This is a genomic window from Vibrio tubiashii ATCC 19109 (assembly GCF_000772105.1).
GTDB lineage: Bacteria > Pseudomonadota > Gammaproteobacteria > Enterobacterales > Vibrionaceae > Vibrio > Vibrio tubiashii.
On sequence record NZ_CP009354.1, the window covers coordinates 2623926 to 2647405 of the forward strand.

At 45.3% G+C, this 23480-nt stretch carries 19 protein-coding genes and 1 pseudogene; 3 read left to right on the plus strand and 17 right to left on the minus strand.

Annotated elements, in window-relative coordinates; translation table 11 throughout:
• Window positions 1–99 precede the first annotated feature (99 nt).
• The 8 genes from deoA to IX91_RS12005 all read right to left on the minus strand — a co-directional run bounded on the left by deoA (window position 100) and on the right by IX91_RS12005 (window position 8009).
• Window positions 100–1428: a thymidine phosphorylase gene (deoA, locus tag IX91_RS11975; protein ID WP_004744926.1), complete on the minus strand. Its 1329-nt coding sequence runs from the start codon at window positions 1426–1428 to the stop codon at window positions 100–102.
• Between the two features lie 159 nt (window positions 1429–1587).
• Window positions 1588–2364: a deoxyribose-phosphate aldolase gene (gene deoC / locus IX91_RS11980; RefSeq protein ID WP_004744927.1), complete on the minus strand. Its 777-nt coding sequence runs from the start codon at window positions 2362–2364 to the stop codon at window positions 1588–1590.
• Between the two features lie 265 nt (window positions 2365–2629).
• Complete coding sequence (locus IX91_RS11985; protein WP_004744928.1) at window positions 2630–2800, minus strand: XapX domain-containing protein; 171 nt, start codon at window positions 2798–2800, stop codon at window positions 2630–2632.
• Window positions 2801–3158: 358 nt separating this feature from the next.
• Window positions 3159–4421 carry a NupC/NupG family nucleoside CNT transporter gene (locus tag IX91_RS11990; RefSeq protein WP_004744929.1) on the minus strand — a complete coding sequence of 421 codons (1263 nt, stop codon included), beginning with the start codon at window positions 4419–4421 and terminating at the stop codon, window positions 3159–3161.
• Window positions 4422–4625: 204 nt separating this feature from the next.
• Window positions 4626–5399 (minus strand): TatD family hydrolase, encoded by a 774-nt coding sequence (locus IX91_RS11995; protein ID WP_004744930.1) that lies wholly within the window; start codon window positions 5397–5399, stop codon window positions 4626–4628.
• Entirely contained in the window at window positions 5399–5545 is a 147-nt protein-coding gene (locus IX91_RS26485) for a DUF5363 family protein (RefSeq protein ID WP_004744931.1), read from the minus strand. The genes IX91_RS11995 and IX91_RS26485 overlap by 1 nt, the downstream gene beginning before the upstream one ends.
• 16 nt (window positions 5546–5561) lie before the next feature.
• Complete coding sequence (gene yaaA / locus IX91_RS12000) at window positions 5562–6335, minus strand: peroxide stress protein YaaA (protein WP_004744932.1); 774 nt, start codon at window positions 6333–6335, stop codon at window positions 5562–5564.
• Window positions 6336–6578: 243 nt separating this feature from the next.
• Entirely contained in the window at window positions 6579–8009 is a 1431-nt protein-coding gene (locus IX91_RS12005) for an alanine/glycine:cation symporter family protein (RefSeq protein ID WP_004744933.1), read from the minus strand.
• Window positions 8010–8716: 707 nt separating this feature from the next.
• On the opposite strand from IX91_RS12005, the gene IX91_RS12010 reads away from it, so the two are divergent.
• Window positions 8717–8899: a DUF3545 family protein gene (locus IX91_RS12010; RefSeq protein WP_004744935.1), complete on the plus strand. Its 183-nt coding sequence runs from the start codon at window positions 8717–8719 to the stop codon at window positions 8897–8899.
• A gap of 36 nt (window positions 8900–8935) precedes the next feature.
• Here IX91_RS12010 and IX91_RS12015 read toward each other — a convergent pair whose 3' ends face one another.
• From IX91_RS12015 to nfo, 3 genes and pseudogenes are all read right to left on the minus strand, one after another.
• On the minus strand, window positions 8936–9487 hold the full coding sequence (locus IX91_RS12015) for a hemerythrin domain-containing protein (RefSeq protein ID WP_004744936.1): 552 nt from the start codon (window positions 9485–9487) through the stop codon (window positions 8936–8938).
• 100 nt (window positions 9488–9587) lie between these two features.
• Entirely contained in the window at window positions 9588–10274 is a 687-nt protein-coding gene (ung, locus tag IX91_RS12020; RefSeq protein WP_004744937.1) for a uracil-DNA glycosylase, read from the minus strand.
• A 253-nt stretch (window positions 10275–10527) separates the two neighbouring features.
• Window positions 10528–11412 (minus strand): annotated as a pseudogene (nfo, locus tag IX91_RS12025) (deoxyribonuclease IV).
• Window positions 11413–11735: 323 nt separating this feature from the next.
• Here nfo and grcA point away from each other — a divergent pair.
• Together grcA and IX91_RS12035 are read left to right on the plus strand one after the other, a co-directional pair.
• Entirely contained in the window at window positions 11736–12113 is a 378-nt protein-coding gene (gene grcA, locus IX91_RS12030; RefSeq protein ID WP_004744938.1) for an autonomous glycyl radical cofactor GrcA, read from the plus strand.
• A 96-nt stretch (window positions 12114–12209) separates the two neighbouring features.
• Window positions 12210–13076, plus strand: a complete 867-nt coding sequence (locus IX91_RS12035) for a LysR family transcriptional regulator (protein ID WP_004744939.1) — start codon at window positions 12210–12212, stop codon at window positions 13074–13076.
• 8 nt (window positions 13077–13084) lie between these two features.
• Here IX91_RS12035 and IX91_RS12040 read toward each other — a convergent pair whose 3' ends face one another.
• The 6 genes from IX91_RS12040 to secA form a co-directional block, all read right to left on the minus strand.
• On the minus strand, window positions 13085–13867 hold the full coding sequence (locus tag IX91_RS12040; RefSeq protein WP_004744940.1) for a TSUP family transporter: 783 nt from the start codon (window positions 13865–13867) through the stop codon (window positions 13085–13087).
• 181 nt (window positions 13868–14048) lie between these two features.
• Window positions 14049–17279, minus strand: coding sequence for a carbamoyl-phosphate synthase large subunit (gene carB / locus IX91_RS12045; RefSeq protein WP_004744941.1), 3231 nt, complete (start codon window positions 17277–17279; stop codon window positions 14049–14051).
• A gap of 16 nt (window positions 17280–17295) precedes the next feature.
• Window positions 17296–18435, minus strand: coding sequence for a glutamine-hydrolyzing carbamoyl-phosphate synthase small subunit (carA, locus tag IX91_RS12050; protein WP_004744942.1), 1140 nt, complete (start codon window positions 18433–18435; stop codon window positions 17296–17298).
• A 482-nt stretch (window positions 18436–18917) separates the two neighbouring features.
• Window positions 18918–19727 (minus strand): 4-hydroxy-tetrahydrodipicolinate reductase, encoded by an 810-nt coding sequence (gene dapB, locus IX91_RS12055; protein ID WP_004744944.1) that lies wholly within the window; start codon window positions 19725–19727, stop codon window positions 18918–18920.
• 107 nt (window positions 19728–19834) lie between these two features.
• Complete coding sequence (gene mutT / locus IX91_RS12060; RefSeq protein ID WP_004744945.1) at window positions 19835–20233, minus strand: 8-oxo-dGTP diphosphatase MutT; 399 nt, start codon at window positions 20231–20233, stop codon at window positions 19835–19837.
• 123 nt (window positions 20234–20356) lie between these two features.
• The gene (gene secA, locus IX91_RS12065; RefSeq protein ID WP_004744946.1) at window positions 20357–23086 is read right to left on the minus strand and encodes a preprotein translocase subunit SecA; all 2730 of its coding nucleotides are present in this window, start codon (window positions 23084–23086) and stop codon (window positions 20357–20359) included.
• Between the last annotated feature and the right edge of the window lie 394 nt (window positions 23087–23480).

The following is a 23480-nucleotide window of genomic DNA, read 5'->3' on the forward strand; positions in this document are numbered from 1 at the left end:
GCAAGGCAACAAGCAAGCGAATCCCCTGAGCATAGCTCGTCTATGTGACTGGGGGGAGCGAGCGCAGTTAACGCCGCTGCAAGTTCAAATATGAAGAGTTTAAAGATCTTCAGCGCGAATCTGACGATACACCTCTGGCGTTGGTGTGTACTCACCACCAATCGTGATCGCGGCTTTCAGTGCTTGCGCTGCTTCTTGCCACTGCTCTTCATTGCGAGCGTGGATAACCGCTAGAGGCTTGTCACTTGATGCCTCTTCACCTAAGCGGATGAAGCTGTCAAAGCCCACGGCATAGTCAATAACGTCTGTTGCAACACGGCGACCACCACCCATAGACACAACAGCCATACCAATTGCACGAGTATCCATCGCTGAGACAGTACCGTTTTGATCAGCGTATACAGGCTTGATGATGTCCGCTTTTTCAAGGTAGTTATCGTAGTTTTCAACAAAATCAGCAGGGCCACCAAGGCCAGCAACCATCTTGCCGAAACACTCTGCCGCTTTACCGTTGTCGAGCACTTCCATCAACTTGGCGCGCGCATCTTCAGTGTTATCAGCAAGCTTGCCTAGAACCAACATCTCCGCACATGACGCCATAGTCACTTCAAGTAGACGAGGGTTACGGTATTCACCCGTTAAGAACTGAACGGCTTCACGTACTTCAACTGCGTTACCCGCCGAAGAAGCCAATACTTGGTTCATATCGGTAAGGATAGCCGTTGTCTTCGTGCCTGCACCGTTTGCTACGGCAACAATAGATTTTGCTAGCTCTTCGGACGCTTCGTAAGTTGGCATAAATGCACCAGAGCCGACTTTTACATCCATCACTAGTGATTCAAGACCTGCTGCTAGTTTCTTAGAAAGAATTGAAGCGGTGATCAACGAGATGTTATCAACCGTCGCAGTAATATCACGCGTCGCGTATACGCGCTTATCGGCTGGTGCTAAGTCGCCGGTTTGACCGATGATTGCCACACCCGCTTCTTTGGTTACATCACCAAACACTTCGTTAGTTGGGGTAATGTTGTAGCCAGGAATAGACTCAAGCTTATCTAGCGTACCGCCAGTATGACCAAGACCACGACCTGAGATCATCGGTACAAAGCCACCACATGCAGCGACCATAGGGCCAAGCATTAGAGACGTTACATCGCCGACACCGCCCGTTGAGTGTTTATCAACGATAGGACCGCCAAACTCTTTGTGGCTCCAATCAATAACCATACCAGAGTCACGCATGGCACAAGTGAGTGCAATGCGTTCAGGCATCGTCATTTCATTAAAGAAGATAGTCATAGCAAACGCTGCAATCTGACCTTCAGATACAGTGTTTTTCGCTACGCCTTGGATAAAGAAGTTAATTTCTTCCGCGGTAAGCACTTCGCCATCGCGTTTTTTACGAATGATTTCTTGAGGTAAGTACATTAGATCCTCCCACGCTTTAGCAAGCGATGGTTATAAGGTAAAGAGGTAATGTGGAGCAGCGGCTCGCTACTCCACCAAACAGACTTTGTTGTTATCATTTCTCTAAATATTTGGTGTTACGCAGTCAACAACGCTGAGGCGTCAAATATGACGAGAAAATTAGTATGCTGCTGGATCAGCAGTTTCGTCTGTTACTTCTAATGTATTTAGTAGGTTTGTTAGCAGGCTTGACGCACCGAAACGGTAGTGACGAGCATCAACCCAGTTATCGCCTAGGATTTCATCAGCCATTGCTAGGTAGTCCGCTGCATCTTCAGCAGTACGAACGCCACCAGCTGGTTTGAAACCAACAGTTTGTGCAACACCCATATCACGAATCACTTCTAGCATCATACGAGCGTATTCAGGTGTTGCGTTTACTGGCACTTTACCCGTTGAAGTTTTAATGAAGTCTGCGCCAGCTTTGATACAGATTTCAGATGCTTTCTTGATTAGTGCTTCTTCTTTTAGTTCACCAGTTTCAATGATTACTTTAAGAAGAATATCACCACAAGCTTCTTTACATTGCTTAACTAGCTCGAAGCCCACTTCTTCGTTACCTGCCATTAGAGCACGGTAAGGGAATACTACGTCTACTTCATCTGCACCGTAAGCTACTGCCGCTTTAGTTTCAGCAACAGCGATCTCGATATCGTCGTTACCGTGTGGGAAGTTAGTTACAGTTGCGATGCGAACTTCTGGCGTACCTTGCTCACGAAGTGTCTTCTTAGCAATAGGAATAAAGCGAGGGTAAATACAAATTGCAGCTGTGTTACCTACTGCTGATTTTGCGTCATGACATAGTGAAATAACTTTCGCATCAGTGTCATCATCATTCAGCGTAGTTAGGTCCATTAGTTTAAGTGCACGTAGTGCTGCTGCTTTTAAATCGCTCATTTCTATCTCCGATCAATATTCAAAAAAGTTACTGTTCTAAAAACGTTTTTAGAACTGCAGTCATTTATGAACGGACTTGGTTCCCTGAAGACTCGGCATATACAGCGAGTTTTAATATGCCAATTGCTATCCTTGTCACCGCACAGTACCAGTTTGGTCTATGGCACAACAATCTGCGATTGCGGTGTCTAACGTATATGGGCAAACGCCCAAGCAACGGTATCGTTGCTGCCAGCGCCAATCATACTCCTTGTATTAATTATCGCTAGCTAAAAAACTTCTCAATAATCCATTGATAAGTTACGCCACCAAGATAAACACCAACGATGCCCATAACACCTGCTAATACAGGCGGGGCCGGTATCGGTAACTTGATAGCGGAAAACAGGACTCCAACGACAAAACCGGCTAAGGTTGCGAGGAAAACTTCATTCATGAGTTTTACCCTACTTTCTATAGATACCTACATTATAGATATTTGTCGCAGAACTGTAGTGGCTCATAGAGCGCAAACGGTTTGTATCTCAAAAAAGATTCTGCTTAACGTTTGCTCAATCTAATCGACGGCACAAACGTTATGAATCTCGTTGTCCGAACTCATTCCAGACCTATCAAACAGAGCTCTACTCTTCGTAGGTCAAGTTTAATTCTTTCTAAGTCATTTGTTCGCAGTTAACGCAGTTAGCGGGCAAAAGACGACGAAAGAAAAAACGAAAAAGCCCCGTAGTACATAGCAAGCTATGCAACTACGGGGCTTTATAAAACGGCGTCTATATAATCTTTCGCTTAATCAATTAGAAAGATAGGAAGAAGCCAGCGATTGTCGCCGCCATTAGGTTAGACAGTGTACCTGCACAAACCGCTTTCACACCCATACGAGCGATGTCGTGACGACGGTTTGGAGCTAGACCACCTAGACCACCTAGTAGAATCGCAATAGAAGATAGGTTTGCGAAACCACATAGAGCGAATGCGATGATTGCTTGAGTCTTCTCAGACATTACTTGACCTGTTGCTGCAACAACTTGAGCGCCGTCACCAACGTAAGGTACAAAGTTTAGGTAAGCTACGAATTCGTTAACAACCAGTTTCTGACCGATGAACGAGCCAGCTACTGTCGCTTCAGCCCATGGCACACCGATTAGGAATGCTAGAGGTGAGAATAGGTAACCTAGTAGAATTTCTAGAGTTAGCTCTGGCATACCGAACCAACCGCCAACGCCACCTAGGATACCGTTGATTAGAGCGATTAGACCGATGAACGCTAGAAGCATTGCACCAACGTTTAGAGCTAGTTGTAGACCAACTGAAGCACCGCCAGCTGCTGCGTCAATAACGTTAGCAGGCTTGTCGTCACCACCGTCGATGTCTGCGCCTAGATCTTCGTTAGCCTGTTCTGTTTCAGGCTTGATGATTTTAGCGAACAGTAGACCACCTGGTGCTGCCATGAATGATGCTGCTACAAGGTACTCTAGAGGTACACCCATAGATGCGTAACCTGCTAGTACACCACCAGCAACAGACGCTAGACCACCACACATTACTGCAAATAGCTCAGATTGAGTCATTTTAGGAACAAACGGACGAACCACTAGAGGCGCTTCTGTTTGACCTACGAAAATGTTAGCTGCTGCAGACATAGACTCGGCACGTGAAGTACCTAGTGCTTTTTGTAGACCGCCACCAAGAATCTTTATAACCCACTGCATTACACCAATGTAGTAAAGTACAGAGATAAGTGCAGAGAAGAAGATTAGCGTTGGAAGTACTTGGAACGCAAAGATGAAACCAATACCGTCAACTGAGAAGTTAACTAGGCTTCCGAATAGAAAACCAGTACCGTCTTTACCGTAGTCGATAACGTTTTGTACACCAGCTGAGAAACCAGCTAGAAGGTCACGACCCCATGGTACGTAAAGAACGAAACCACCGATGATGAATTGGATAGCAAATGCGCCACCCACAGTTCTTAGATTGATAGCTTTGCGGTTATCAGACAGTAGTAATGCAATTCCTAGCAATACTGCCATACCGACTAGGCTCATAAACAGGCTCATAGTTTATGATTTCCTTATATGTTATTTGTTGGCGTGTTACAAAATGGAGCTCAAAAGCGGAGGCAATTATACTCATCCGTCCATTGATAAAGTAATGCCGTCCTCACAGTTTCTAATAAGATTCATCATGTGTTCACTCATTAACGTGAAGCCGATCACCATTCATCCTCTTCGTAATCATCAAAAGAACAATTTATTTAGAATTTATTCACAAATACCGAACGCTGAATTGCTATTTTTCCAAACGTTTTCAGCAATCGTTTGCTCTGGCATTCCTTTCAAGGATGCGAGACAGGACAATATTTGAGCTAACATCTTTGGCTGATTCATCTTGCCTTGATACCCATTTAGTGGCATGTCTGGCGAATCGGTTTCCAAGACGATGTATTCAAGCGGCAACTGAGTGATCGCTTGACGTGTCTTATTCGCTCTTGGATAGGTGATTCCTCCACCAACACCAATGTAAAAACCCAAGTCTGTAAACTGTTTCGCTTGTTGAAAACTGCCAGAAAAAGCGTGTAACACACCTCCATACGAGAAACGATTCTGTTTAAGCAATTGTAGTAGGCGATTGTGAGTTTTCCGAGAATGAAGGATAAGTGGCAGTTGGTAAGTTTGCGCCAGCTCAAGCTGCTGAATAAAAACACGCTCTTGAATCTGGCTATCAACATCAACCATAGCATCTAGCCCACACTCCCCTACCGCAACACATTGTCCAGAGCGCTGACTGAGCAGTGCATCTAACTGATCGCGATGAGTGTGGCTGTCGGGACTAAGAAAATAAGGATGTATTCCTAATGCGTAGTAAATAGAGGAGTACTGCTGTGCAAGGGCCTCAACCCTGTTCCAGTTTGATGGACCAATAGCGGGAATCAGAAAGCGCTCAACCCCAACTTGATTCGCTGACTTGATATGATTCTCTAAACCGTTTGCGAATACGTCAAAGTCGAGGTGACAGTGGGTATCAAAAAGGCGCATTAACGCTGCGCCTTGTTGTTATTGCTTGTTGATGAAGTAGAGTCGCTACGATAGGGAACACAACTGCGTTTATTTTCTGGTGTTAGCCCCATTGACTGACACCAAGCGTCATACTTCGCTAGCCATCGCTTAAACCATTTGAGCATCATCTACTCCTATCAATTATTGCTCTTCGCGCTTAAAGACCAATTCTGTCGGTGTCGATTCCTCTTCAACAAAGTAATATCCCGCAGTATCAAACTTAGTCAGTTCAGCGACGCTCGAAATGCGATTTTCAATAATGTAGCGCGCCATCATGCCGCGGGCTTTCTTGGCATAAAAGCTGATCACCTTATATTGACCATTTTTGCAGTCTTTAAATACCGGCGTAATCACTTGGGCATCGAGGTTTTTGGGTTTAACCGCTTTGAAGTACTCATTCGACGCTAGGTTAACCAATACATTATCACCTTGATCAGCAATCGCCTCGTTAAGCTTATCGGTGATCACATTGCCCCAAAAATGGTAGAGATTGCTGCCTTTATCGTTAGCAAGTTTAGTCCCCATTTCAAGACGGTAAGGCTGCATTAAATCGAGTGGTTTAAGTAAACCGTACAAACCAGATAGCATGCGTAAATGATTCTGCGCGTAATCAAAGTCTTGCTCAGATAATGACTGCGCATCTAACCCTGTGTAGACATCACCCTTAAAAGCCAAGATCGCTTGGCGAGAGTTGTCTGGGGTAAATGTCTCGCTCCATTCTTGAAAACGGCCAACGTTCAGATCGGCGATTTTATCGCTAACCTTCATTAAGCTCGCAACATCAGCCGGGGTCAGTTTACGGCAAACATCAATAAGCTGCTTAGAGTACTCAATTAAATCCGGTTGAGTAGACTTCTCTGTTGCCAGTGGCGATTCATAATCTAAGGTTTTCGCAGGTGAAACGACGATTAGCATGACTTAACTCTATCTGTTTAATTATGTTGTTAGATATAGGTTACAAAAAAAGCCATGCAATGTCTGCATGGCTTTTTGAATCGTTTTAATAGGCAAAAGTTATAACGTAAATAATTGGAGCTGTAGCTAGGCGGCAAATCAATTCAGCCCTATGAGCATAGTGTTCCTATGTGATTAGGGCGGCCGGCGCTCCGGTGGATTTATGCAGCCAACGACGCTACGGCTTCAAGTATGACGGTTATATTAATCTTTTTTGCTCTGATCCCAGATACCATCCTCAAGTTGAGACTTCAGCTCTGGGAAATCGTTTGAATCAAACGTCGGCACTTTACCTTCGTCTAGCTGACGGTTGTAGTCTTTCGCTAGTTTAATAACGATGCCTGATAGCAGAATAATCGCCACCAAGTTAACAATCGCCATTAGACCCATAGAAACGTCTGCTAGAGCCCATACAACTGGTAGAGAAGCCACGGCACCAAACATCACCATACCCAAAACGATGATGCGGAAGATACCAAGACCCGCTTTGTGGTTGTGCTCTAAGAAGATTAGGTTGGTTTCTGCGTAAGAGTAGTTAGCAATGATGGAGGTAAAGGCAAAGAAGAAGATCGCCACTGCAACAAAAATACCGCCCCACTCACCGACTTGAGAACTCAAAGCCGTTTGCGTTAGTTCGATACCTGTTACTTCACCGTGTGGTACATATTCACCTGACATTAGGATGATAGCCACGGTTGCTGAACAGATAACGATAGTATCCATGAACACACCTAACATCTGCACGTAACCTTGTGATGCCGGGTGTGGAGGATATGGCGTCGCAGAAGCTGCTGCGTTCGGTGCTGAACCCATACCTGCCTCGTTTGAGAATAGACCGCGCTTAATACCGTTGATCATCGCCTGCGCGATTGCATAGCCAAGACCACCAGCGGCCGCTTCTTGCAGGCCAAACGCACTCTTAAAGATCAGAGTAAGAACGGCTGGAAGCTTCTCTAGGTTGGTCAGCATGACGAACATTGCTAGTAGTAAGTAAGCCAGTGCCATTAGCGGAACAACCAGCTCAGCCACTCTAGCAATACGCTTGATACCACCAAAAATCACGATCGATGAAAGCAACACGACTGCGATACCTACGTAGGTATCTTCCCAACCGAAGGCATTGTTCATCGCATTAGCAATTGAGTTAGCTTGTACTGCATTGAAAACAAGGCCAAAAGCGATAATTAGGAATACTGAGAACAGTACGCCCATCCAACGCATACCTAGACCTTTCTCCATGTAGTACGCTGGGCCACCACGGTAGTTGCCATCATCATCTTTGGTTTTGTACAGCTGCGCTAAGGTACTTTCGGCGAATGATGTTGCCATACCTAACATAGCAATTAGCCACATCCAAAAAATGGCGCCTGGGCCACCCGCGGTCAGAGCGACAGCAACACCTGCCATGTTACCAGTACCGACACGTGCAGCTAAGCTTGTACAAAGTGCTTGGAAAGAAGAGATACCAGCTTTATCTGCTTTGCGGCTGTTTTTTAGAACAGAGAACATATGGCCAAAGTGGCGGAACTGAATAAAGCCCAAACGGACTGTAAAGTAGATTCCCACACCGACCAGAAGGTAAACAAGAATAGAACCCCATAGAAGGTCATTCATTAAATTGATTAAGTCTGTCATAACATCCTCATAGTGAGTTTTCGCTGACCTCTGCGTCCAAGCCATCCATCTAACTGCTCGACTAAGTGTCAAGATTGCTTAGCATTGATTTTGTTGTTTTATGCAGTTTAGACCTGTAAAACTCGCTTCGTGCTTCCATTTTACGTGTCAGCGTATTTTTTGACGGGCGGATAATGCAGTGAAGATGTGGAAAAATCAATATGAAAATAACTGCGTATAATTGTTATTTTTCACCATATCATCACCACCAATTAACACGCAACAACACAAAAAACCAACAAACAACAAACAAACAATAAAAGAGATTACAACATCACGCACATTACGAAACATAATTTCATATGCGTCGCTAACCAATCGAATCCCCTTGCTAGATAAGGTGTCAAACCTCAATTACAGAACCAATGCCTGTAAAATAGGCTAACTTGATGACCAAGGATGCTCGCCTGATTGAATATCCACAATAGTGATAGTGATGTGCACACTGAGTTAACATTCTCAAATGTTCAATTTAATCGTTTCCGTCAGTTCAAGTGTTCAAAAAAGCGCCAATCCGATAGCAAAAATTTGTGACTTGCTCGCACAATATGCGTAAAAACTTCATTGAAACGTAACAAATGAGAAACGAATCAAAGTTACTGTTGTTTTGAATATGGTATTAAAAACCTACCCCATTTAGAGGGATAAAAATCATAAAGAGGTAGCTTATGGAAGGCTTAAACTTTGAAGAACTATTGGAACAGGACTTTCCCAAAGGACGCACGGCTCGTTCGAAACCCGTGAAGCGCAAATGGCGCGAAATTGAGGCGATAAAAGACCGTCAGCGCCTTCAAAAAGAGCTGATGGACATGGATATCGGCTTTGATGATCTAGATAAACTCGAATACTAAAAAAAGAGGCGATTGTTCGCCTCTTTTTTGTTTTCGCTAGATACATTCATGCTCAGTTTGGTGGACTCGCTCCGCTAGCTGAGCATATTGCTCTGCGATTGTTTCACCGAACACTGGGTCGTCTTCACAAACGCTCCATTGCTCTTCTACTGCTTGCCAATCTTTGACCGTGAACTTCTCTATTAAATAAGGAAAGACACGTTGTTCCTCGGTCTCAAGGTGGCGCTTCTGTGCTTCTAAAAACTGCTCAAGTTGTTCGATAAACATATCTTGTGGAACAACCGCATCTTGCAGCACCATATCTACCACGTTTAAAAAGCCATGAGTCTTTTCCGATAGGGTCTGATGCTCAAGCTCTAGATTATCAATCTCATGGTGGTGACCATAGTGCTCAAGATAATAGCGGTAAAGGATGTCCTCTTTAGGATGGTGCACTTTTTCAGAATGATTGGCGAGATAATCGACCAGCTCTCTAAGCACACCATAATTCACCTGACGCTCACTCTTGAGCATCGTAAGTTTATGGCGTAACACGGCTAATAAACGCACCATATAACCGTGCTCACGCCTAATCCTTTCAATCATCATAGCGTTTCTCCTTAACACCTACTTTTATTAAGTGTATAAGAGATACTACTGATGTGCTTTGAGCTTGTTCGAAAATTAGGCAAACATCATAGAAAGCGAGTTACCCTTCTATATGTAAAGGCAGTCGCCATTCAATGATTGATTTACCTTGTTGCTGCAAAATTTGATTGGTCTGCGAAAAATGACGACAACCAAAGAAACCTCTGTGAGCAGAGAGTGGAGAAGGATGAGGACCTGCAAGTACAAAGTGTTTGTCGCGATCGATAAAGCGCCCTTTTTTCTGTGCATGCGCTCCCCAAAGTAAAAACACCACGCCCGATTGGTGCTGATTAAGCGCTTCAATCACTTTATCAGTAAAGGTTTCCCAGCCTGTTTTAGAATGTGAGTGCGCTTTGCCCTGCTCTACGGTCAAGACAGTATTCAACAACAGCACCCCTTGCTCAGCCCAACTTTGTAAATAGCCGTGCTGCGGAATTTGAAAGCCTTCAATATCTTGTGCGAGTTCTTTGTACATATTGACCAAAGATGGTGGCGTCTTAACACCAGGTAGAACCGAGAAACAGAGCCCATGCGCTTGATTTGGGCCGTGATAAGGATCTTGGCCGATGATTACGACCTTTACGTCTCCAAACTCAGTGGCACGAAACGCATTAAAGACATCTTTCGCAGGCGGGTAAACGACCTTACCAGCAGCTCTTTCTTGCTCAACAAACGCCAGAGTTTGCTGAAAGTATTCCTGCTGTTTTTCCGCTCCAATAACATCTTGCCAAGTTAAAGACGCACCCATGTTCTGTTCCTCTTACTGTATGCCAGCCTCGATTTTGGCAGAATATGTAAAAGGAACAAGGTATTTAGAGCTAAATTAACTAGTTTCTCTGTGGGGTGCGATAGTGACCTTGACCGGTAATGTGGCGATTCGGCGCAGGTAAGCGCGCTGGGCGTACACTAATATTTCGGTATGAATATGGCATAGTGGCATCCTCATATTATCAACTTCATTAATGACTATGAAAAATTGATGCCACCTTTTACTTAGATAGCTATTCTGCTTGCGCTTGTGCGTGAAAAGCACGTAATTGATCGATCTCATCAGGCCAAAGCTCAGGCTCAATTGTTTCTAAGATCAATGGGATAGAATCAAAACGAGGATCTTTTGCGATGTACTCAAAACAGTCCCAACCAATCTCTCCTTTACCTAGTGCGTGGTGCCTATCGACCTTGCCGCCTAAGGCAATCTTTGAGTCGTTAATGTGCATTGCCCTTAAATAATGCATACCGACAACTCGGTCGAACTCAGCAAATGTTGCCTCGCAGGCATCAAAGCTGCTCAAGTCATAGCCTGCGGCAAAGGTATGGCAAGTATCAATGCAAACACCGACGCGAGACTTATCCTCTACCTGCTCGATAATCTCCGCCAGATGTTCAAATCGCCAACCAAGATTCGTTCCCTGTCCTGCGGTGTTCTCAATCACAACAATAACATTAGGCACCGCTTGATGGGCAAGATTAATCGACTCCGCTATTCGCGCTAAGCACTCTTTCTCAGATATCTTCTTTAAATGACTCCCAGGATGAAAATTGAGCAGGGTTAAACCCAACTAATTACACCTTTCCATTTCATCTATAAAAGCCGCGCGAGACTTGGCTAGTTTCTCTTCTTCGGGAGCACCAAGGTTAATGAGGTAGGAATCGTGCGGAAGTATCTGCTCACTACTGAAACCTAACATTTGGCAATTTGCCCGAAATGCTCGGATGGTTTTTTCTTCTAACGGTTTTGCCACCCATTGGCGTTGATTTTTAGTAAATAAAGCAAACGCATTCGCGCCAATTTCTCTCGCTCTTAGCGGCGCTTGATCGACACCACCAGCAGCAGAAACATGGGCACCAATATACTTATTACCAAACTGATTTTTACGCATTGTCATTTAATCACTTTATACTTTCAGACTATGAACCTATTTACAGTCACTTAGATGACCAAGTTCAATTTTTAGTCTCATTTTGTAGTAAAATTACAACAAAATGAGTTATTAAATATTTTTTATATTATCAAATATATTGTAACTATATTGTTTTCAAAGATTTTATTGATTTAGAACAAGAAAATAACCTTTAGAAAATTGATGTTTTTGGTTGTTTTTTGACTTAAATCAATATTATCATAAGGGATATTCGCTATATAATACGTAGCTCAATAAAATTCGAAAATTAACACCAATAAACCACTAAAGTGGACTAGGAGATAGTGATGATCCAAGGTATTCAAATTACAAAAGCAGCTAACGACGATCTACTGAACTCAATCTGGCTTCTAGACAGCGAGAAGAACGAAGCGCGTTGTGTAGCAGCGAACTCTGGCTTCGAAGCTGATCAAGTTGTTGCGATCAACGAGCTAGGCGAATACGAAAGCCGTGAAGTTGCTATCGAAACAGCACCACGTATCGAAGGCGGTCAGCACCTAAACGTGAACGTTCTTAAGCGTGAAACTCTAGAAGACGCAGTGGCTAACCCAGAAAACTACCCTCAGCTAACTATCCGCGTTTCTGGCTATGCAGTACGTTTCAACTCTCTAACTCAAGAGCAGCAACGCGACGTAATCGCACGTACTTTTACTGAGTCTCTATAATTCTCAGATAATCGATTTTAAAAGCGGCGCTCATTGAGCGCCGCTTTTTTATTGGGTACAGTATCACACCTGTTCGACTCTTAGGGATACGATGACATGCTGTTAGAAGGTATAGAAACACTGTTAGCGCTCAGTAAGGCCAAAACCATGAGCCGTACTGGTAGCCAACTCTATATCAGTCAATCAGCGGTCAGCAAACGCATTGCCAACCTTGAGAAGAAACTAGGTAAAAAGCTGATTGTTCCAGATGGAAGGAATGTTCAGCTGACACAAGATGCGCTCAATCTTATCGAGAGTATTGGCCCCACCTTCAATGAACTGAGAGGGCGTATCTATGAGCAGCAATCAATGGAGGAGCAGAGCACAATAAGCGTCGATTGCTCTGAAACGTTAGTTGCCAGTTACCTTGCGGATATCCTTGGCGAACACTTTAAAACCGATCCTTACATTCGCATCACCACCAATCATACACCGCGTATCGTTGAGCATGTTCAGTCTGGCAAAGCGCACTTAGGTATATGCGCGGGTTTGCTTCCTCCGCAGCATGGACTCAAAACATTTCACCTAGTTGACGAGCCGTTTTTTATTGTCGCCGATACGCCTCTTAAGCAGCTGCCGAGCAAGATCATTACCAATGATCTTGCCAATACCGCCAACACCTATCAGCTAAAGATCCTCAAAAATCTGGCTATGACACCAGTGATGGAGATGGACTCTTATGCTGCGGCAGCCCAGCTTGCCCTTTCTGGCATTGCCCCTGCTTTGGTGCCCTTATCCGTCATCCAAACGCTAAAGATCGAGCAACAGCATTACCATCACTTTGAGCAGTTGCAGCCACTCTATCGCCCGCTGCATGTATGCCTGCGCGCATCTTCGTATAAGAATCAACGAATCAAAGCCCTAGTTGATAAAGTGGTTGCTTCGGTAGCTAAGTCAGCAAATACATCACCTAATACTCACTAACTAAAACACTAAGCAATAAAAGAGAGTAACCACTGTGAATGCTCTTGCCACAATAACTTTGCTGCCATCAGTATCGACATCGTAATCACCAATGGGCGAATCCATTGCTGTCCTTTAGTCACCACAACTTTAGCGCCGAGCCGCGCCCCAATGAATCCGCCGACGGCCATCACAAGCCCCAACTCCCAAATCGGCAATCCGGCAAAAATAAAGAACAGCAGCGCCGCAATGTTAGAGGTGAAGTTAAGTACCTTAGTACGCGCTGTCGCATCCACCAGCGAGAAGTGACCTAGTGCAACAAAACAGACAGTGAATATTGACCCAGTGCCCGGGCCAAAGAAGCCGTCATAAAAGCCGACACCTCCACCAACCGAGAAAGCAAACATGGCTTCAGATAGCTTTGCCTCACCTTTATGTTGTTTCGCTTTAGGCATCATTAGGAAATAGAGCGAGATAGCAACCAACAAAATCGGAATTAGACTCGTCAGTACCCCAGCGTCTATGTACTGGACGGCTTCTGCACCCACCGCCGAGCCAATAAAAGTACAAACGATCGCAAGGCGCATCTCTTTAATGCTGACAATACCATTGCACACGAAATACCAACTGGCAGAAAAGCTGCCAAACGAACTCTGCAGCTTGTTTGTCGCGAGCGCCTGAGTCGGAGGGACACCAGCCGCGAGAAGCGCGGGCAGAGTAAGTAGCCCCCCTCCCCCAGCCATGGCATCAATGAATCCCGCTGCGGTCGCCACGAAGAAAAGTATCGTCAGTATTTCGAGTGTCAGTTCCATTCTCAATCAATCGGTTATCAGTTTCTATCAGCCAAAATATCACTAAGTTAATAATTCTCTTAGAGAAAGATTAGACTTTAATTCATTCTAATTATTCATCGATAAGAGTAAAAAAAGCCCACTCAAATGAGTGGGCGATGAGTTTGTCATATAAGCTCTCAGTTGAGCTTACTGATTTTTATTACGCTTCGTTCGCTTTCACTTTTGCGTGTAGCTCTTGAACCGATGCTACAGATGCACACGCGTCAGCAGTATGAGCCATAGAAGCTGCAAATGCTGCGTTTAGCGTTGTGGTGTAGTTCACTTTCTCTGCTAGTGCGCCACGGCGAAGGACTTTTGAATCTTCAATCGCTTGACGACCTGCCGCCGTGTTAACGATGTAGGTGTACTCATTGTTCTTGATACGGTCAAGAATGTGTGGACGACCTTCGTGTACCTTGTTAACTAGACGTGGGTTGATACCCGCTTCACCTAGAATAACCGCTGTACCGTGAGTAGCATCTAGCTGGTAACCAAGCTTAGACAGCTTAGACGCTAGGTCTACAACACGCTCTTTATCGCCTTCGCGAACAGACAGTAGTGCGCGACCACCTTCTGGGTATACCTTGCCACAACCTAGCTCTGCTTTTGCGTAAGCTTCTGCGAATGTTGCACCGACACCCATTACTTCACCTGTAGAGCGCATTTCTGGGCCTAACAGTGGGTCAACACCTGGGAACTTGTTGAACGGTAACACCACTTCTTTTACAGAGTAGTATGGTGGGATGATTTCTTTAGTGAAGCCTTGAGCTTCTAGAGATTGACCCGCCATAACACGTGCCGCAATCTTAGCGATTGGTGCGCCTGTTGCTTTCGATACGAACGGTACAGTACGTGCAGCACGAGGGTTAACCTCGATTAGGTATACTTTGTTGTTCTTAACGGCAAACTGCGTGTTCATCAGACCACGAACACCCAACTCGAACGCTAGCTTTTCAACTTGCTCACGCATTACGTCTTGGATTTCTTGGCTTAGCGTGTATGCAGGAAGAGAACATGCTGAGTCACCTGAGTGAACACCCGCTTGCTCGATGTGCTCCATGATACCGCCGATAACTACGCGCTCACCGTCACAGATAGCATCGATATCCACTTCAACTGCATCGTCTAGGAAGCTATCAAGAAGAACTGGAGATTCGTTCGATACGCTTACCGCTTCGTTGAAGTAGCGACGTAAATCTTGCTCGTCGTATACGATTTCCATCGCACGACCACCCAGTACGTATGAAGGACGTACAACTAATGGGTAACCAATTTCACGCGCTTTCTCTACCGCTTGTTCCATTGTCGTTACTGTCGCGTTCTCTGGCTGTAGAAGACCTAGACGGTCGACAGCCACTTGGAAGCGTTCACGGTCTTCTGCACGGTCGATAGCATCTGGGCTAGTACCGATGATTGGCACGCCTGCTGCTTCAAGTGCGCGAGCCAGTTTCAGTGGCGTTTGACCACCGTACTGAACGATTACGCCTTTTGGTTTCTCGACGCGAGCGATTGCGAGTACGTCTTCCAGTGTTACTGGTTCGAAGTACAGACGGTCAGAAGTATCGTAGTCTGTTGAAACTGTCTCAGGGTTACAGTTAACCATGATGGTTTCGTAGCCATCTTCACGTAGCGCTAGTGATGCGTGTACACAACAGTAGTCGAATTCAATACCTTGGCCGATACGGTTAGGACCACCGCCAAGAATCATGATCTTCTCTTTATCCGTTGGGTTCGCTTCACACTCATCATCGTAAGATGAGTACATGTAAGCGGTATCAGAAGAGAATTCAGCCGCACAGGTATCTACGCGCTTGTAAACTGGGTGGATATCGTACTGGTCACGTAGGCGACGGATTTCGCTTTCAGACACACCTAGAATCTTAGATAGGCGAGCATCTGCAAAACCTTTACGCTTAAGCTTTTTCAGTTCTTCTTTGTTCAAGCCAGCGAAGCCTTTCACTTTAAGCTCTTGCTCAAGCTTAACTAGGTCTTCGATTTGAACTAGGAACCAACGGTCGATTTGCGTTAGGTTAAATACACCATCAACTGACATACCTGCACGGAATGCGTCAGCGATGTACCAAATACGCTCAGCGCCCGCTTCTTTTAACTCGTGGCGAATAGTTGTTAGTGCGTCTGGCGCATCTAGGTCAACCATTTCATCAAAGCCAGTCGCGCCAACTTCTAGGCCGCGAAGTGCTTTTTGTAGCGATTCTTGTTGGTTACGACCGATTGCCATAACCTCACCTACTGACTTCATCTGAGTCGTTAGACGGTCGTTAGCGCCAGCAAATTTCTCGAAGTTAAAGCGAGGAATCTTAGTCACTACGTAGTCGATAGTAGGTTCGAATGATGCAGGAGTTGCGCCACCAGTGATGTCATTCTGTAGCTCATCAAGAGTAAAGCCTACAGCCAGTTTCGCTGCAATCTTAGCGATTGGGAAACCTGTCGCTTTAGACGCTAGTGCAGAAGAGCGAGATACACGAGGGTTCATCTCGATGATAACCATACGGCCATCTTTCGGGTTGATACCAAACTGTACGTTTGAACCACCTGTTTCTACACCGATCTCACGTAGTACCGCTAGAGAAGCATTACGCATCAACTGGTACTCTTTATCCGTTAGAGTCTGAGCAGGCGCTACTGTGATTGAGTCACCAGTGTGAATACCCATTGGGTCGAAGTTTTCAATCGCACATACGATGATACAGTTATCCGCTTTGTCGCGAACCACTTCCATCTCGTACTCTTTCCAACCGATTAGTGATTCATCGATGAGAAGCTCGTTAGTTGGCGAAAGGTCTAGACCGCGACGACAAATCTCTTCGAACTCTTCTTTGTTATAAGCGATACCACCACCGGTACCACCCATAGTGAATGAAGGACGAATGATACAAGGGAAGCCAACCATCTCTAGGACGCCGTAAGCTTCTTCCATGGTTTTCGCCGTATCAGCACGAGGACACTCAAGGCCGATAGACTTCATCGCTTTATCAAAACGAGAACGGTCTTCTGCTTTATCTATAGCGTCAGCCGTTGCACCAATCATCTCTACGCCGAACTCTTCAAGTACGCCGTGCTTTTCTAGGTCTAGAGCACAGTTAAGCGCAGTCTGACCACCCATAGTTGGTAGAACCGCATCTGGGCGCTCTTTCTCGATGATCTTGCGAACTACTTCCCACTGGATTGGTTCGATGTAAGTTGCATCCGCCATGTCTGGGTCAGTCATGATGGTTGCAGGGTTAGAGTTTACAAGGATAACTCGGTAACCCTCTTCACGCAGTGCTTTACATGCTTGAGCACCAGAGTAGTCAAACTCACATGCCTGACCGATAACAATCGGGCCTGCACCTAGAATTAGAATACTTTTTAAGTCAGTACGTTTTGGCATTCTCTACTACTCCGAATTAAGCGCTGTGTTGTTTAATGAGTTCGATAAAGTGGTCAAATAGCGGTGCCGCATCTTCTGGACCTGGGCTCGCCTCTGGGTGACCTTGGAAGCTAAACGCTGGCTTGTCTGTACGGTGAATACCTTGCAGTGAACCATCAAATAGCGATACGTGAGTGGCACGTAGATTCTCAGGCAGTGTTGCTTCATCCGCAGCAAAACCGTGGTTCTGTGAAGTAATCATTACAACGTTACGGTCTAGGTCTTTAACTGGGTGGTTTGCACCGTGGTGACCAAACTTCATCTTCACCGTTTGAGCGCCAGAAGCAAGCGCTAGGATTTGGTGACCAAGACAGATACCGAAAATTGGTAGGCCTTTTTCAAGGAATACTTTTGTCGCCTCAATCGCGTAAGTACATGGTTCTGGGTCACCCGGGCCGTTTGATAAGAACACACCGTCTGGGTTAAGAGCCAATACTTCTTCTGCTGAAGTTTCAGCAGGAACAACCGTTAGGCGGCAGCCGCGGTCAACAAGCATACGCAGGATGTTGCGTTTTGCACCGAAGTCGTAGGCAACAACGTGATATGGCAGTTCGCTGTCGTCTTTCGCCTCAGGAAGTCCACCCTCAAGCGTCCACGAACCTTGTTTCCATTGATACGCTTCTTTTGTTGTAACTTCTTTCGCAAGGTCCATACCTTTTAGGCCAGGGAATTCTTTCGCTTTAGCTAGCGCTAGAGCCTCGTCTAGGTTGTTACCTGCTACGATACAACCGTTCTGTGCACCTTTCTCACGCAGAATGCGCGTGAGCTTACGCGTATCGATATCAGCAATGCCGACGATGTTTTGCGATTTAAGGTAGTCAGAAAGGGATTGTTCGTTACGGAAGTTAGAAGCGATAAGAGGAAGGTCGCGAATCACAAGGCCTTGTGCGTGGATTGAAGAGGATTCTTCATCTTCGGAATTGGTTCCGGTATTGCCAATGTGAGGGTAAGTAAGAGTAACAATTTGTTGAGAATAGGAAGGATCAGTGAGGATTTCTTGGTACCCCGTCATCGAGGTGTTAAAAACGACTTCACCGACAGCAGAACCATCTGCGCCAATGGATTCACCGTGAAATACTGTCCCATCTTCTAGGACTAGCAGTGCTGACTTGCTCAAGACAACCTCCGGAATAAAAATGCATTAAAATTGATTTAATTTGCAAATCTACCTTCCTGCAACACTCAAAAGTGCGTGTTTATGGAAATTAGACAAATTGGCGGTATTCTAATGATGGTTGTGATTTGTGTCAACAGAGTCGTGAAAATAAGTTGGATATTTAGGGCAGTTAAATCAAAAAAGGGTTTTAGATGGCTAAAAAACAAAGTTTAGTCAGAGCATTGGGAGGGTGAGATGAAAAATTTATGAATTGTGTCATTTTTCACTCATTACAGATCACAGTTTTGTTTTCACTTTTTGCGCAAACGTTGAACAAACCAAGTTAACTTGGACTTTTAAGCAGTTAAAATAAAAAACACATCAGAACAGCCAAAATAGGCACTCAAAAACCATATAACCAGCGTACTCCACCTGGTTTAATGAACGAGCATTACTGGCTAGATACAAAAAGCGCCGGGCAAGCCCAGCGCATAATTATTGATTTACAGCTCATTGAGCCCTAACACATCGGTCATGGTATAGAAGCCTGCAGGCTTCTCATTTAGCCAAACGGCGGCTTTAACAGCACCATTAGCAAAGGTCATACGGTCAGTCGCTTTATGGGTCACCTCAACACGCTCACCGATATCAGCAAACATTGCCGTGTGCTCACCAATAATGTCACCCGCTCGAATCGTCGCAAAGCCTATCTCATCTTTAGTACGCTCACCGGTAATACCTTCACGAGCATAGACAGCCACATCATTGAGCTTGTTACCCATCGCATCGGCAATCGCTTCACCCATGCCAATAGCCGTACCAGAAGGTGCATCTACTTTATGACGGTGGTGTGCTTCGACAATTTCAATATCGCAGTAATCACCCATCACTTTGGCCGCTTTCTCAAGAAGCTTAAAGACCAAGTTAACGCCAACCGAGTAGTTCGGTGCCATCACTACAGGTACTTCTTTGGCAATCGTATCGATGAGCTCTCGCTCTTGCTCGGTGAAACCCGTCGTGCCAATAACAATGCTCTTACCGTGTTGACGACACAGCTCCAAGTTAACAAGCGTGCTTGCTGGCGCCGTGAAGTCGATGATGACATCAAAGTTTTCAATCTCTTTTGCTAGGTCGTCAGTCAGAACAACATCAAACTTACCTTCGCCGCACAGTTCACCGACATCCACACCCACGAGTGAAGATTCTGGGCGCTCTGAACCCGCGCCAACATGCGCCTGCTGATTTAGGTAAGTTGCTTTAACTAGGTTACGGCCCATTCGGCCTGCTGCTCCTGCAACTGCAATACGTACCATTGCATATCTCCGTTTCGAATAATCGTTTTTTTAGCCAATCCGTTAAAACTAACAGCATTCACTATCGCTGGCTAGGGGGCTTTGATCGTTTAAGAAAATTTGATCGTTTAGGAAAACTCTTTAATCACTCGCTCTAGGATCGGTACATTGGCCTCAGGAAACGCATAGTTAGAGAGATCAGCGATCGCCGCCCACTCTCCTTGTTGCCCTTCTTTGCCATAAGGCTGACCTTCAAACTGTGTCACCGTCATAAAATCAAACTTCAACGACTTGTCAGGGTAGTCAAACTCAAGGTGTTCAAACAGCGCTTGCTCAGTCGTGGTAATACCAACCTCTTCTTCAAGTTCGCGAACCATGGCTTGCTCGATCGTTTCGCCCTGCTCGACCTTACCACCAGGAAACTCCCAAAAGCCGCCTTTATGTTTGTCATCAGGGCGCTTAGTAATAAACACCTGAGATTTATCTTGATTGAAGATAATTCCGGCGACGATATGAATTCGTTTCATCAGACTTCCTATTTACTTTCCATTGTCATGCCCTGCATTGTGGCTGACTATTTTTAAGATAACCATTAGATATAAAAAGAGCCGCCTAAGCGACTCTTCAATCTCTATACAGTGATGATCTAATTAGTTAATCTGACCATGACACTGCTTGTATTTCTTACCGCTACCGCATGGGCAAGGCTCGTTACGACCAACTTTACGCTCTTCGCGAACCATAGGTTGGTGCGCGCCTTCGGCCTCTTCTTCACCATCTGCAAGCTGGCTTTGCGCTGATGCATGTTGCGCTTGAGCACGGCGAGCCGCCTCTTCAGCTTGAGCACGGCGCTGCTCTTCCATGCGCTCTACTTCTTCTTGCTGCTGTACGCGAACTTTAGACAGAATGGTAATCACATCTGACTTCAACGCATCAAGTAGACCTTCAAACAGTTCAAACGACTCGCGCTTGTACTCTTGTTTCGGGTTCTTCTGCGCGTAACCACGTAGGTGAATACCTTGGCGAAGGTGGTCCATTGCTGCTAGGTGCTCTTTCCAAAGCGTATCTAGCGTTTGTAGCATCACAGATTTCTCGAAGTTGCGCAGCACTTGCTCGCCAACCACTTCTTCTTTCTGCTTGTAAACAGTGATCGCTGTTTCGATGATCTTCTCACGCAGTGCTTCTTCGTAAAGTTTGTCATCTTCTTCAAGCCACTGTTTCACTGGCGCATCAAGATCGAAGTCGTTCTTCAAGCGCTCTTGGAGACCTTCAACATCCCACATATCTTCTAGAGATTGCGGCGGAATGTACTCATAGATAACTGAAGTTAGAACATCTTGACGGTTCTGCTCGATCATCTCACTGATGTCTTCAACTACCATCAATTCATCACGAAGCTCGTACACTACTTTACGTTGGTCGTTGGCAACATCATCGTATTCAAGTAACTGTTTACGAATGTCGAAGTTACGACCTTCTACTTTACGTTGTGCTTTTTCGATTGAGCGAGACAGCATCTTAGATTCGATTGCCTCACCCTCATCCATACCGCTTTGAATCAAGCTTGCCATACGATCAGAGGTAAAGATACGCAGTAGTGAGTCTTCCATCGATAGGTAGAAACGAGATGAACCCGCATCACCTTGACGACCAGAACGACCACGTAGCTGGTTATCGATACGGCGAGATTCGTGACGCTCTGTACCAATAATGTGCAAACCACCCGCTTCTAGCACTTGGTCATGAACCACTTTCCAGTCAGCTTTAATCTTATCGATTTGTTCTTGAGTCGGGTTATCTAGCTTCTCAACCTGAGCCTGCCAGCTACCACCTAACACGATATCGGTACCACGACCGGCCATGTTGGTTGCAATCGTTACTGCGCCAGGTGTACCTGCTTCTGCAACGATTTCCGCTTCTTTCTCGTGGAACTTAGCGTTAAGTACGTTGTGTTTAATCTTGGCTTTCTTCAGTGCATTAGAAAGAAGCTCAGATTTCTCGATAGACACTGTACCCACTAGAGATGGCTGGCCTTTGGCAACGCGATCTTTGATATCTTCAATAATCGCGTTGAACTTGTCTGCTTCGGTACGATAAACCACATCTGGCATATCATTACGAACCATTGGTTTGTTGGTTGGGATAACAACCGTTTCCAAGCCGTAGATAGACTGGAATTCGAACGCTTCTGTATCTGCCGTACCTGTCATACCTGACAGTTTTTCGTATAGACGGAAGAAGTTCTGGAAAGTAATCGATGCCAACGTTTGGTTTTCGTTTTGGATCTTAACGCCTTCTTTCGCTTCTACCGCTTGGTGAAGACCTTCAGACCAACGACGACCAGGCATAGTACGGCCCGTGTGTTCATCAACGATAACGACTTCGCCGTCTTCATTTACGATATAATCTACGTTCTTTTCAAACAGTACGTGGGCGCGAAGTGCTGCATTCACGTGATGCAGTAGGCTGATGTTTGTTGGAGAGTAAAGCGTATCGCCCTCTTCCATCAGACCATTTTTGATCATTAGCTCTTCAACAAACTCTTGACCAGTTTCTGTCAGGTGAACTTGCTTTGATTTTTCATCAACCGTGTAGTGACCATCACCGCGGTACTCTTCTGAGTCTTCCTGATCTTGCTTTTGCAGATGAGGAATCAAAGTATTGATACGAATGTATAGCTCAGAGCTGTCTTCGGCAGGGCCGGAGATAATTAGCGGAGTACGCGCTTCATCGATAAGAATCGAGTCCACTTCATCGACTACAGCGAAGAAACGTTCACGTTGTACACGGTCTTCAGCGCGGAATGCCATGTTGTCACGTAGGTAGTCGAAACCAAATTCGTTGTTTGTACCGTAAAGAATATCCGCTAGGTAAGCTTCTTTCTTCTCTTGAGGTGGCATGTTAGGTACGTTAACACCGACGGACATACCTAAGAATTCGAATAGAGGGCGGTTGGTTTCCGCGTCACGCTTCGCTAGATAGTCGTTGACGGTAACCACATGCACGCCTTTACCAGGCAGCGCATTAAGATAAGCAGGAAGTGTTGCAGTTAGCGTTTTACCTTCACCTGTACGCATCTCTGCAATTTGACCAGCGTTCAGTACCATACCACCGATAAGCTGAACGTCGAAATGACGCATGCCGTAAACACGCTTAGACGCTTCACGCACAGTCGCGAACGCTTCTGGTAGTAGTTTATCTAGAGTTTCACCCTGTTCTAAACGCTGACGGAACTCAACAGTTTTCGCTTTTAGCTCTTCATCAGAAAGTGCTTCAAATGTTGGTTCGTAGTTATTAATCTCTTTTACAATCTTTCTCAGACGGCGCAGTGTTCGGTCATTGCGACTACCAATCACTTTTGTCAGTAGCTTAGTTATCATTTGCTATGAATCTCTCTTTATCCAGATCGGGCCCGATCTACTTTTAATGCCTTCAGTCTCTAACAGTTTTGAACATAGGGCGAACTTACCTTTCGAGGTAAAATTTTGTTCGAGCTAAAAACGTTTTAGTCGCGGCGCAAGAAACGCAGTTTAGTACTCTAAATTAGTTTTTTGCAACAAAGAATAAAACGCTTTTAGCCGAACCCTTTGGGCAGTGTTTGTAACTTCATTCTGCCGCGTTATCGCTTGCTTATGTAGGCTAGCTACTATGCGCAAGCTCTGCCTTGCATAATAAAGTTACAAACTACTGCAAAAATCATCTCGAAAGGTAAGTTCGCCCTGCAATACTGAGATAAATCACTTTCCTCAGATATTGTGATGACAACTATAGATT